Annotated in this window: 10 protein-coding genes; 1 reads left to right on the top strand and 9 read right to left on the bottom strand. The window is 64.7% G+C overall.

The window, feature by feature from the left end; translation table 11 throughout:
* Positions 1 to 85 precede the first annotated feature (85 nt).
* On the bottom strand, positions 86 to 1,282 hold the full coding sequence (locus HWV67_RS24610; protein WP_175653142.1) for an aminotransferase class V-fold PLP-dependent enzyme: 1,197 nt from the start codon (positions 1,280 to 1,282) through the stop codon (positions 86 to 88).
* 15 nt (positions 1,283 to 1,297) lie between these two features.
* Positions 1,298 to 1,528, bottom strand: a complete 231-nt coding sequence (locus HWV67_RS24605; RefSeq protein ID WP_110972798.1) for a DUF3820 family protein — start codon at positions 1,526 to 1,528, stop codon at positions 1,298 to 1,300.
* Between the two features lie 204 nt (positions 1,529 to 1,732).
* Here HWV67_RS24605 and HWV67_RS24600 point away from each other — a divergent pair, with 204 nt between their 5' ends.
* A complete protein-coding gene (locus tag HWV67_RS24600) occupies positions 1,733 to 2,203 on the top strand; it encodes a ferritin-like domain-containing protein (protein WP_110972797.1) in 471 nt (156 codons plus the stop codon).
* 60 nt (positions 2,204 to 2,263) lie between these two features.
* Here HWV67_RS24600 and HWV67_RS24595 read toward each other — a convergent pair whose 3' ends face one another.
* From HWV67_RS24595 to HWV67_RS24565, 7 genes are all read right to left on the bottom strand, one after another.
* The gene (locus tag HWV67_RS24595) at positions 2,264 to 3,784 is read right to left on the bottom strand and encodes a sensor domain-containing diguanylate cyclase (RefSeq protein ID WP_175653141.1); all 1,521 of its coding nucleotides are present in this window, start codon (positions 3,782 to 3,784) and stop codon (positions 2,264 to 2,266) included.
* A 292-nt stretch (positions 3,785 to 4,076) separates the two neighbouring features.
* On the bottom strand, positions 4,077 to 5,363 hold the full coding sequence (locus HWV67_RS24590) for an OprD family porin (protein ID WP_175653370.1): 1,287 nt from the start codon (positions 5,361 to 5,363) through the stop codon (positions 4,077 to 4,079).
* Between the two features lie 255 nt (positions 5,364 to 5,618).
* Positions 5,619 to 5,843, bottom strand: a complete 225-nt coding sequence (locus tag HWV67_RS24585; protein WP_175653140.1) for a hypothetical protein — start codon at positions 5,841 to 5,843, stop codon at positions 5,619 to 5,621.
* Positions 5,844 to 5,988: 145 nt separating this feature from the next.
* The gene (locus tag HWV67_RS24580; RefSeq protein WP_175653139.1) at positions 5,989 to 7,371 is read right to left on the bottom strand and encodes a heavy metal sensor histidine kinase; all 1,383 of its coding nucleotides are present in this window, start codon (positions 7,369 to 7,371) and stop codon (positions 5,989 to 5,991) included.
* Positions 7,346 to 8,020, bottom strand: a complete 675-nt coding sequence (locus HWV67_RS24575) for a heavy metal response regulator transcription factor (protein ID WP_110972794.1) — start codon at positions 8,018 to 8,020, stop codon at positions 7,346 to 7,348. Before HWV67_RS24575 ends, HWV67_RS24580 begins: the two co-directional genes overlap by 26 nt.
* 9 nt (positions 8,021 to 8,029) lie before the next feature.
* Positions 8,030 to 11,149, bottom strand: coding sequence for a multidrug efflux RND transporter permease subunit (locus tag HWV67_RS24570; protein ID WP_175653138.1), 3,120 nt, complete (start codon positions 11,147 to 11,149; stop codon positions 8,030 to 8,032).
* On the bottom strand, positions 11,146 to 12,321 hold the full coding sequence (locus HWV67_RS24565) for an efflux RND transporter periplasmic adaptor subunit (RefSeq protein ID WP_175653137.1): 1,176 nt from the start codon (positions 12,319 to 12,321) through the stop codon (positions 11,146 to 11,148). The genes HWV67_RS24570 and HWV67_RS24565 overlap by 4 nt, the downstream gene beginning before the upstream one ends.
* Between the last annotated feature and the right edge of the window lie 24 nt (positions 12,322 to 12,345).

The following is a 12,345-nucleotide window of genomic DNA, read 5'->3' as shown; positions in this document are numbered from 1 at the left end:
AGCCCCAAAATTACGTTGGCCGATGCATTTGGGGCCGCGATGCGCCCCTTCGCGAGCAAGCTCGCTCCCACAGGGGAAATGAGGGTCAGGCCAGTCGCTCCAGCGCTTTCACCAGCAACCCAACCTCCGTCGGCGTCGTGCTGAACCCCGGCGTCACCCGAATACATGGCCCGCACGCCGAGCCCTCGCGTGCCACGGTGAACAGGTCGAACTCGCGCAACAAGCGCTCGGCCATGGCGACCTGGTCGTGGTGCCGGGTGAAGCGGAACGAGGTGATGCCGCAATACAGCCGCGGGTCATCCGGGGTCATCACTTCAATACCCGGAATCTCCCGCGCCGGCGCCACCCACAGATTGCGCAGGTAATTCAGCCGCGCACCTTTCACCGCCGTACCACCGACAGCCTCATGCTCATCGAACACCGTCGGCAACGTCAGCCAGGCGGGAACGTTCGGCGTGCCATACGGAGCCCGCGAGCGGATGTCGGCCTGTGGATAACGCAGCTCGCCCATATCCGGGGCGATGGCGTCGATCTTGTCGGGGGCGATGTAGACCACGCCAAGGCTCAGCGGCGCGCCGATCCATTTCTGCAAATTGAAGCCCGCCAGTTCGATACCCAGGTGCTCCAGGTCGAAGTCGATCTGGCCCAGCGCATGGGCGCCATCGAGGATCACGTCCACGCCGAACTCGCGGGCGCAGGCGGCAATCGCCTGGACCGGCATCACCAGCCCGGTGCGGTGGGTGACGTAGGTCAGTGGCATCAGGCGGATGCGCGGGTGCCGTTCGAAGGCGTCGCGGTAACTCTGCACCAGGTTGTCGAAGGTGGCCGGATGCGGGTGATGGATCTCGATCAGTTCCAGGCCGCGCTGGCGGGCGAGCCAGCGCATGGCGTTCTGCACGCTGTCGTATTCCAGGTCGCTGACCAGCAACTGGTCGCCGGGCTGCAGGCGGTTGTAGTTGCGGATCAGCGATTGCAGCGCGGCAGAAGCGCTCTGGGCGATGGCGACGGTGTAGTCCGGTACGCCCAGCAGCTCGGCGACGCTATCGCGGATCTGCACGCTGCCGATCTGCTCGAAGTGCTGGCGCACCGGCAGCGAATTGCAGCGGTTGATGGTGTCGATGTGCTGTTGATAGGTCTGCGCGACGGTGCGGGTCATGCGCCCGAAGTAACCGTATTCCAGGTTTACCGGGCCGGGCTCGACGTCGTATTTGGCGGCGATGCGTTGCCAGTAGCCCTCATCGCGGGCCAGAAGGGAGGGCTCAGATGAAGGCGGGTGGTCCATGCACGTGCTCGCTTTTCAGGGACGGGGGCGGGGGTGTTTTTTGCGCAGGGGTTCCAGCAGGTCGGCAAGGCCGTTGTGATCGACCTCGTGCATCAGCGCCAGCAGGCCGCCCAGCTCGCCGTGGGGAAAACCCTGGCGGGCAAACCAGTTCAGGTAGGGACCGGGCAGGTCGGCGATCAGCCGGCCCTTGTATTTGCCATAAGGCATTTCGCGGGTGACCAGCAGTTCGAGGGTTTCGGGATTCATGGCACACGGCAAAGACTGATGAATGGCTGGACGATACAGGCAATCTGCATGAAGGCCAAAGGACAGTTCATGCAGAAAGCGCGGGTACAGTTTTCAATGATTTTTGTAAGCCATTGATATAAATGGAAAATTAAAGGTTGTCGGGTCTGGCACGAAGGCTGCGTTATCCATTGGGAACATCCCTCATGCAAAAGGAGCCGTGTCATGACCGATACCAACAAAGAAGTCATTTCTGTCCTCAACGACCTGATCGAGTTCAGCAAGGATGGCGAGAAAGGCTTCAAAACCTGCGCCGAGGACGTCAAGCGCGCAGACCTGAAAACCTACTTCCTGCAACGTTCTTCCGACTGCGGCAACGCCGCTGCGGAACTGCAGCAGCATGTGCGCAGCCTGGGCGGTGACCCGGAAACCTCCACCAGCCTCACCGGCGACATGCACCGTGGCTGGGTGAACCTGAAATCCATGGTCACCGGCAAGGACGAGGAAGCGGTGCTGAACGAAGCCGAACGCGGCGAAGACCATGCGCTCAAAGCCTACAAGGAAGCGCTGGAAAAACTCGCCAAGGTCGCTCCGGCGTCGGCTGCCTACTCGCTGGTTGAGCGCCAGTACCACGGCGTACAGCGCAACCACGACCAGGTAAAAGTGCTGCGCAACAGCGCCCGCGCCCAGTCCTGAGTCGCGACCCCGCGCGTTGCTCATGCCCCGTCGGCCATTGGCCGGCGGGGCATTTGTGTTTCAGGTGGTAGCCGGCTTTGGCCCTTCGACGCGGTTGCGGCCGTTGCGTTTGGCCCGATACAGCGCCTCGTCGGCACCGGCCATCAACTCGCCCAGGCTCAGTGCGCTGCCGGGGACGTGGACGCCCACGCCGACACTGACACTGACCGCTTTCTCGTCATCGCCATAGGGCGGTAGCGTTTGCACGCTGAGGCGGATGCGCTCGGCGAGGAGCATCGCACCGTGCAGGTCGGTATCGGGCAGCACGGCGACGAACTCTTCACCGCCGTAGCGCGCCGCCAGGTCGGTGGGGCGCAGCAGGCTGCAGCCAATCGCGTTGGCCACGCGCCGCAGCGCTTCGTCTCCGCCGTGATGGCCGTGGCGTTCGTTGAAACCGCGGAAGTGATCGACGTCGATCATCAATACCGCGATCGGCCGTTGAGTACGCTGCGCCCGCGCCCATTCGCGGCGTAGCACCTGGTCGAGCTGGCGGCGGTTGGGCAGGCCGGTCAGGCTGTCGGTGGCCGCCAGTTCCGCCAGGCTGCGTTCAGCGCTGTGCCGACGGCGCAGTTCGCGACCGAGCATCAGGCTCAGCCAGAGAATGCCGATGCACAGCACGCCGGTGGCGGCGCTGACCAGAATCGCGGTGCGTTTCCAGGCGCTGTAGACCTCATCCTCCGATTGCGTGACGACCAGCACCAATGGCAACTCGGCGACCCGGGCGAAAGTGTACAGGCGCGGCCTGCCATCATGTCCGGACGGCGCGCTGAAACTACCGCTGCCCTCGGCCAGCAGGCGCTGGAAGTTGATCCGCGTGGAAAAACTGCTGCCGGTCCGGTCGACGGTGTTGGCGCTCGGTCCGGTGGCGTGGCGTGCCAGCAACTGGCCGTCGGTGTTCATCAGGTTGATGCTGCTGTCGTGGCCGACATCCAGGCGCCGGAACACATCGTTGAAGTGCGACAGGCGCAGGGCGCCGCCGGCGACCCCGGCGAAGTCGCCGTCGGCATCTTCGATGCGCCGGCTGAAACTGATGCACCAGTCCAGATCACCGAGGCGCGCCTTGAACGGCGGGCTGATGACCATGCCCAGGTCGGGGTTGCGCTTGTGTTCCTGGAAGATTGGCGTGTCGGCGAAGTTGGCGCTGCGCGGTGTAGTGCTGGCGGAATCGGCGACCACGTTGCCGTCGCGGTCGAGCCAGAGAATGTCGCCGCGTACCGGGCTGCTGAAAGCCTGGTTGAACAGCACCTGCTGGCGCATGTGCGGCGGGATGCCGAGCAGTTCCGGGTGTTGCACGGCCCAGATCAGGCTTTGCAGGGACAGGTCGTAGAGCTCGACATTACGAATGATGTCGGTCTCTATCAACTTGACGATATTGCGCGCTGAGCGGGTGGCGGTCTGTTCGACGTTCATCCGTTCGCGCAGCAACAGGAAGGTCACGATGGCGACGATAGCCAGCACGGCCAGACAACTGCCCAGGTTCAGGATCAACTCCGGATGCGTCCGGTACAGGCCGGCACGCGGGGGCGTGGTGTGCGCGTTCATGGTCGCGAAGGTGTTCTGACCGTCAGGTTGGGCCGGGAAACGGGTAAAACCGGGCGTCGGAAGCAGTGTGGACTGTTCCGGGGTCGGGTTTTGGCGATGGAAATCGATCACAACCGCGCACAGGGGGGCTGCGCGGCGGCGGGTATTCTAGGTGGGGGCGGATTGTAGGACAAGAATTTAGTGTGCAAGGCGGATGTGCGGTCGTGGTTGGGTCGTTGGGCCCATCGCGAGCAAGCTCGCTCCTACAGAGAGGCAGTGAATCCTGTAGGAGCGAGCTTGCTCGCGATGAAGGTCAGAAGATATTCACCGGATAGTCAACGATCACCCGGTACTCGTCGATGTCGTTATCCACATGCGAGTAACCCTGGCTGCCGCGATGGCTGGCCCAGCGCAGGCGCACGCTGAGGTCTTTGAGCTGGCCTTCCTGGAAGGCATAGGCCAGGTCGAAATCGCGTTCCCAGTGCTGGGCGTTCTTGCCGTCTTCGCTGTACCAGTGGCCATAACCGCTGCTGTCGGCATCGGCCTTGGTCAGGTCCAGCTCGCCCTTGGAATAGGACACGGCGGTGGTCAGGCCGGGAATGCCGACGCCGGCGAAGTCGTAGGCGTACTTGAGCTTCCACGAGCGCTCGTTGGGGCCGTTGAAGTCCGAGTAGATCTGCGAGTTGTCCAGGTACACGCTGTCGCCCTGGTTGATGTAGTCGAACGGCGTGTTGCCGTTGACCCGCTGGTACACCGCAGTTACCGCGTGATAGCCGACGTTCACCGTGAAATGCAGGCTGTAGGTGTTGTTGTCGATATCACCCAGCAAGGCATTGCCGGTGTCCTGGGTGTGGTAGTAGTTCACGCCAGGGTTGAGGCTGACCAGCTCGTTGAGCTGCCAGATGTAGTCGAGGTTGGCGTAGTACTGGTTCCAGATGTCCTTCAGTTCGGCGGCGTAGACGCTGGTGCTCAGTCCGTCGACCGGGGTCCAGACGCCGCCGGCCCAGTTCAGGTGGCGGCTTTCGCGGTGGTCCGGCAGCGAGCCGTAGAAGGTGTCGATGCGGCGGTGGCCGCTCTGGTTGTACGGCTTGGTGAAGCTGGCCTGGCCACCTTCGAGCATCAGGTTGTCGATGCTGGTGTTGGTCAGGCTCACGCCGCGGAAGGTCTGCGGCAGCATGCGGGTCTCACCGCCGGCGATCACCGGGTTGGTGAGGAACAGGTCGCCGGCGCGCAGCACGGTGTCGAACGCGCGGACTTTCACCGAGGCGCCGGCGCTGGAGAACTCGTCCGGCGCCTTGCCGTAGTCGTAGCCATCTTTGCTCGGGCTGTTGATCGGCAGGATGCTCGACCCGGCGGTGCCGCCACCGCCGTCGAGTTTCAGGCCGAGCATGGCGTAGGCGTCGAGGCCAAAGCCGACGGTGCCTTGAGTGAAGCCGGATTCGAACTTGCCAATGAAGCCCTGGCCCCATTCGCGGTTGTCGCGCACACCGGGCAGCAGTTGGTTGCGGCTCATGTAGTAGTTGCGGGCCAGGACATCGAGGCTGGCGCCTTCGACGAAGCCTTCGGGCTTGTCGTCGTCAGCCTGGGCGTGGAACGGCATCGTTGCAGCCAGCGCAACGAATAGTGGGGTCAAACGCGTAGTAATGGTCACCTTGATGAACTCCTTGAGGTGCTGATGGCGGCAGTTTTTATTCTGCGAAGCGGTATTTTTCTTGTTGGAAACGGGCCGTATTCCGGTACTTTTCACCAGGCGAAAAAAAGCCGCTGACAAGCAGCGGCTTTAAACGACAGGCGCGCGGGCAGATGCGCTGCCTGCGCGAAAGTCGAGGGAGAAACAGGAGCGTCGAGCAGCGACTCAGCTATCTTTGCTGGCACTCGAATCAACCTTTGATGCGGTCTGTTCCGAGCCTTTCGCGGCGTCGTTCTGTTGCTTGGCGAACGCTTCGCGAGCGTGCTCCAGGGTCGCCTGGTGGCGCGCGGTCTGGGCGACGAAGGCCTGGGACTCTTCAGCCATGGCCAGAGGGGAAAGCAACACGGAAGACAGGACGAAAACGCTGGCAATACCCATGCTGTTGGACATTTCAAACAACCTTCTTGCAGAGCAAGTATCTATTTGGTGCGGCTAAATTAATCGTTAGGAAGCGAACGAAAAAGCCGTATTTCAGAGATGGACTGTTGCGGAAAAAGTAACAGTCTCGAAAGGCCGCGGCCCAGAGCGTGTTGGCTCAGGCCGGGAGAAGAATGCCGAAGGTGTTGGCGCCCGCCTGGCTGCGGGCAAAGACGCTGCCGCCGTGCATGACGGCGATGGCCTTGACGATGGCCAGGCCCAGGCCGTGGTTACCGCTGCCGTTATTGCTGCGGGCGGCATCGACCCGGTAGAAGCGTTCGAACAGCCGTGGCAGGTGTTCGTCGGCAATCGCCGGGCCGGGGTTGCTGACGGCGATGCGTATCTGATCGTTTTCGCTGTGGATAACCACGCGGATCACCTGGCCCGGCTCGGTGTGCTGCACCGCGTTGTTCAGCAGGTTGATCAGCGCCCGGCGCAGATGGGCTTTTTCGATGCGTGCCTGGGCGTCGCCCTTGACCTCCACCCGCACCTGGGCGTCTTCGAGGATGTAATCGAGGTAGTCGAGGGTGGTCGCCACTTCCTCGGCCAGCGAGGTGCTGATCAGCGCGGTGGCCTTGCTGCCCTGGTCGGCGCTGGCGAGAAAGAGCATGTCGTTGATGATGCTGCGCAGCCGCTCCAGTTCTTCGAGGTTCGATTGCAGCACTTCGAAGTAATGTTCGGCGCTGCGCCCGCGGGTCAGGGCGACCTGGGTCTGGCCGATCAGGTTGGTCAGCGGCGAGCGCAGTTCGTGGGCGACGTCGGCGTTGAAGGCTTCGAGCCGCGAGTAGGCCTGGTCGACCCGTTCCAGCGCGGCGTTGAAGGTCTGGGCGAATTGCTCAAGCTCCGGCGGCAGCGCCGACACCCGCAGCCGACCGCTGAGGCGCGGCGGCGCCAGTTGCTGGGCTTCGGCGGACAGTTCGCGCAGTGGCCGCAGGCCGATCCGCGCCACCCAGTAACCCAACACCGAGGCCAGCAGGACGCCCACCACCGCCAGGCTGACCAGGGCGATCAGCAGGGTGTGCTGGGTGTGCCAGAACGTCTCGGTGTCGATGCCGATCAGAAAGCGCAGCGGTGGGCGCTGCTCCAGCGCCGGCAGTTCGCTGAGCATCACTTTGTACGGGAAGGGGTTGTCGGCCAGGTACAGGTCGCGCATCCCCGGCTTGCCCTCGGCGACATGGCGGATCGCCGCGTCGGGGTTGCCGTATTCGTAGTGGCTGTCGCTGCTGACCGCCCAGAAGCGGATGCGCCGGTCTTCCTCGCTGAGCTGGTCGAGCTTGCGGACCATCTTGCTCCAGTGGTCCGGGTTGCCGAAGCGCATCAGGCTCGACTCCAGCACGCTGAAGCGCGCCTCCAGTTCGGCCGACGGCAGCATGTCGAGGCTGCGGTCCACCTGTTTGTACAGCGCCCAGCCAATCAACAGGAACACCAGCAGCGCCACCAGTGTGAACAGTGCGCTCAGGCGCAGGGCCAGGGAGTTAGTTCGCGCGGTTTTCCAGGACATAGCCCATGCCTCGGATGGTGTGCAGCAGTTTGGTTTCGAAGGGGCCGTCGAGCTTGGCGCGCAGGCGCTTGATCGCCACCTCTACGACGTTGGCGTCGCTGTCGAAGTTGATGTCCCAGACCAGCTCGGCAATCGCCGTCTTCGACAGGATCTCGCCCTGACGCCGGGCCAGCACGCTGAGCAGCGAGAACTCCTTGGCGGTCAGGTCGAGGCGTTGGCCGGCGCGGCTGGCCTTGCGGCTGATCAGGTCGACCCAGAGGTCGGCGACCTGGATCTGCACCGGCTCGTGGCCGCCGCTGCGCCGGGTCAGGGCTTGCAGGCGCGCCACCAGTTCGAGAAACGAGAACGGCTTGCCGAGGTAGTCGTCGGCGCCTTCGCGCAGGCCGTGGATGCGGTCTTCGACGCGCTCGCGGGCGGTCAGCATGATCACCGGGGTCTGCTTGCGCGCCCGCAGCGCGCGCAACACGCCATAGCCGTCGAGGCCGGGGAGCATGACGTCGAGGACGATCACCGAGTAATCACCCTCCAGCCCCAGGTGCAGGCCTTCGATGCCGTCCCGCGCCAGGTCCACGGTAAAGCCCTGCTCGGTTAGGCCGCGGTGCAGGTAGTCGGCGGTTTTTTCTTCGTCTTCGATAATCAGCACGCGCATGGTCGGCTCTCAATGGGCAATCGGCCGGGGCGCTTCAGCAGCGCGCTGGCGCCGGTGGAACAGGCGCTCCAGGGCCAAGTATATGACCGGGGTGGTGAACAGTGTCAGGGCCTGGCTGACCAGCAGCCCGCCGACCACGGCGATGCCCAGCGGCTGGCGCAACTCGGCGCCGGCCCCGGCGCCGAGCATCAGCGGCACGGCACCGAACAGGGCGGCGAGGGTGGTCATCATGATGGGCCGGAAGCGCGTCAGGCAGGCTTTGTGGATCGCTTCCTCGGGGCTCATGCCCTGGTTGCGCTGGGCGTCGAGGGCGAAGTCGATGAGCAGGATGCCGTTCTTCTTGACGATGCCGATCAGCAGCACCACGCCGATAAGCCCCATGATCGTGAAGTCCTGGCCCCACAGCCACAGCAGCGTCAGGGCGCCGAGGCCGGCCGGGGGCAGGGTGGAAATGATCGTCAGCGGATGGACGAAACTCTCGTAGAGCACGCCGAGGATGATGTACACCGCCACCAGCGCGGCGAGGATCAGCCAAGGCTGACTCGACAGCGAACTCTGGAACGCCTGCGCCGCGCCCTGGAACGAACCGCTGATGGACGCCGGCATGCCCAGTTCGAGCTGGGTGCGTTCAAGGATCGCCACCGCATCGCCGAGGGCCACGCCGGGCGCCAGGTTGAACGACAGGTTGGCGGCCGGGAACAGGCCGTCATGACTGATGGACAGCGGCCCGGTGCTCGGCGCGGCGACTTTCGCCACGGCGGCCAGCGGGACCATTTCGCCGCTCAGCGGCGAGCGCAGGTAGAAGGAGTTCAGGCTTTCGGCGCGGCCACGCTGGCGGGCGTCGAGTTCGAGGATGACCTTGTACTGGTTGGTCTCGGTCTGGAACTCGCTGATCTGCCGCTGGCCGAAGGCGTCGTAGAGCGCCTGGTCGATGTCGGTGGTGGTCAGGCCGAAGCGTGCCGCAGCCTTTCGGTCGATCTCGATGCGGGTGACGCTGGCGCCCAGTTGCAGGTCGTTGGACAGGTCGCGGAACGCCGGGTTGGCCTTCAGCCGCTCGGTCAGGCGCTCGGTCCACAGGTTCAGCGCCGGGCCGTCGTTGCTCTTGAGCACGTATTGGTACTGGCTGCGGCTCGGGCCGGAACTGAGGTTGATGTCCTGGCCGGCGCGCAGGTAGAGCACCACGCCCGGCACCTTGGCCAGTTTCGGGCGCAGGCGGTCAATGAACTCGCTGGCCGAGACATCGCGATCGCCCGGGTCCTTGAGGGAAATCCAGAAGCGGCCGTTGGCGATGGTCTGGTTGCTGCCGGTGACGCCGACGGAATGGGAGAACGCCCGCACCGCCGGGTCGGCTTCGATGATCTTGGCCAGCGCCTGATGCTTGGCGACCATATCCGGGAAGGAAATATCGGCGGCGGCCTCGCTGGTGCCGAGCACGAAACCGGTGTCCTGCACCGGGAAGAAGCCCTTGGGGATGGCGATGTAACCGACCACCGCCAGTGCCAGGCTGAGGCCGAAGATGCCGAGCATGGTTTTCTGGTGGGCCAGGGCCTTGTCCAACAAGCGCTCGTAACCGGCCAGCAGGCGTTCGCCGAAGCCGGGCTTCTGCGGTTTGTCATGGTTGTTGGGGGCGTTCATGAACAGCGCGCACAGGGTCGGCGCCAGGGTCAGCGACACCAGCACGGAAATCAGGATGGTGCTGGTGGCGGTCAGGGCAAATTCCTTGAACAGCCGGCCGACCACGCCGCCCATGAACAGCAGCGGAATGAACGCCGCCACCAGCGAGAAGCTGATGGAAACCACGGTGAAGCCGATTTCCCGGGCGCCCTTGAGCGCCGCTTCGACGCGGCTGTCGCCGGCTTCGAGGTGACGGTGGATGTTTTCCACCACGACGATGGCGTCGTCCACCACGAAACCCACGGCGATGACGATGGCCACCAGGGTCAGGTTGTTCAGGCTGAAGCCGAACAGGTACATCATCGCGAAACTGGCGATCAGCGAGACCACCAGCACTGCCGAAACGATCAGGGTCGCCGACCATTGCCGCAGGAACAGCGCCATCACCGCGATCACCAGCAGCACGGCGATGCCGAGGGTCATTTCCACTTCATGCAGCGAGGCGCGGATGGTCTGGGTGCGGTCCTGCAGCACCGCCACCTGCACCGTGCCCGGCAGCATTTCTTCCAGTCGCGGCAGCGCTTCGTTGACCCGGTCCACGGTGTCGACGATGTTCGCTCCGGGCTGGCGGAAGATCACCAGGTTCAAGCCCTGCTGGTCGCCGGACCAGGCTTTGACGTAGGCGTTCTCCGAGCCGTTGATGACCCGCGCCACGTCCTTGAGCTGGACCGGCGCGCCGTCGCGGTAAGAGACGATCAACTGCGCGTATTGCTCGGGGTGGAACAACTGGTCGTTGGTGGCCAGGGTCGAAACGCTGTTGGCGCCGTACAGCGCGCCCTTCGCCAGGTTCAGGCTGGTCTGCTGGATGGCCAGGCGCAGGTCGGCGAGGGTCAGGCCGAGGGCGGCGAGTTTTTCGGGCTGCGCCTGCACGCGGATCGCCGGGCGCTGCTGGCCGGTGATGTTGACCAGGCCGACGCCGTCGATCTGGCTCAGTTGCCGGGCCAGCAGGGTTTCGGCGTAGTCGCTCAGCGCGTTGGCAGGCATCTGGTCGGAGCTGAGGGTGAGGATCAGCACCGGGCTGTCGGCCGGGTTGACCTTGCGCCAGGTCGGCGGGCTGGGCATGTCCTGGGGCAGGCGCGCGGAGGCGGTGTTGATCGCCGCCTGGACTTCCTGGGCGGCGGTGTCGATGTTTTTGTCGAGGGTGAATTGCAGGATCAGGCTGGTGGAGCCCAAGGCGCTGCTGGAGGTCATCTGGGTCATGCCGGGGATGGCGCTGAACTGCACTTCCAGCGGTGTCGCCACCGACGAGGCCATGGTTTCCGGGCTGGCGCCGGGGAGCTGGGCGCTGACCTGGATGGTCGGGAAGTCCGCTTCCGGCAGCGGCGCCACCGGCAAGCGCGGGAAGGCCACCACGCCGAGCAGGACCAACGCGAAGGTCAACAGCAGGGTGGCGATGGGTCGGTCGATGCACCAGCCGAACAGGCCACGGCGGCCATTGGGCAGGGCGGCGTTCATGGCTGCACGCTCGCATCGCTACGGGCGACGTTCTGCGCGGGCGGCGCGGTGTCGAGGACTTCCACCGTAGCGCCGGGCTTGAGCCGCGACTGGCCGTCGGCGACGAGCCGGTCATTGGCGTCCACGCCGCTGATGACGTTCAGCCGGCTGTCCTGATACAGCACTTTGACCGTCACCGCCTCGGCCTTGTCGCCGTTGATGCGGTAGACGAAATGCTGGTCCACGCCCTGACGCACCACGCCCGGTGGCACCACCAGCGCGTCGCGCTCGACGCCGGTCTGGACCCGCAGGCTGACCAGTTGGCCGGGCCAGAGGCGGGCATCGGCGTTGCTGAAAGTGGCCTTGGCCCGCAGGGTACCGGTGCCGGCGGCGATCTGGTTATCGATCAGGCTCAGCCGGCCTTCGCCGAGCAGGGTGCCGCCGCTGTCGCCGTCACCTTCCAGGAACGCCTTGATCGGCGCGGGTTCGCTGCTGGCGACCAGTTGCTGCAGGGTCGGCAGCCATTGTTGCGGGACCGAGAACTCCACGGCGATCGGGTCCATGCGGGTCACGCTGAACAGGCCCTGGGTGTCGGTGCTGCGCACCAGATTGCCTTCGTCGACATTGCGGATGCCGACCCGGCCGCTGACCGGCGACAGCACCCGGGTATAGGACAACTGCACTTCGGCGGCGGCGATGCTCGCCTGGTTGCCGAGGATGCTGGCGTCGAGCTGGTTGACCAGCGCCTGTTGCTGGTCGAGGGTCTGCCGCGAGATGCCGTTGTCTTCGCTGAGCAGGCGGTAGCGCTTGAGGTCCACCTGGGCCACCTGCAACTGCGCCTGGCTCTGTTTGAGCTGTGCCCGGGCCTGGTCGAGGCTGGCGCGAATGGCACGGTCATCGAGGGTCGCCAACAGGTCGCCTTCGCGAACGGTCTGGCCTTCCTGCACGGCGATGCGGGTCAGCACGCCTTCCACTTGCGGGCGAATCACCACGCTGTGCAGCGACTGCACGGTGCCGATGGCGCTCAGGTAACGCGGCACGTCCTCGCGCTTGACGGCGATCACGCTGACCGGAATGGCCGTGGGCTGGCTGCTCCGGGCGGTGCGTGGGCGCTCATTGACGAACCAGGCCGCGACGGCCAGGAGGACGATGGCAAGCAGGACAAGCAGCGTTCGGGGGCTGGTAATTCGCATGCGTCAAAGGTGCCGGGACAGGTG

It is taken from the genome of Pseudomonas sp. Marseille-P9899 (assembly GCF_903166565.1).
In the GTDB taxonomy this organism is placed as follows: domain Bacteria; phylum Pseudomonadota; class Gammaproteobacteria; order Pseudomonadales; family Pseudomonadaceae; genus Aquipseudomonas; species Aquipseudomonas huaxiensis.
Note: the sequence above shows the minus strand (reverse complement) of the source record. Positions and strands in the feature narration are given on the sequence as shown.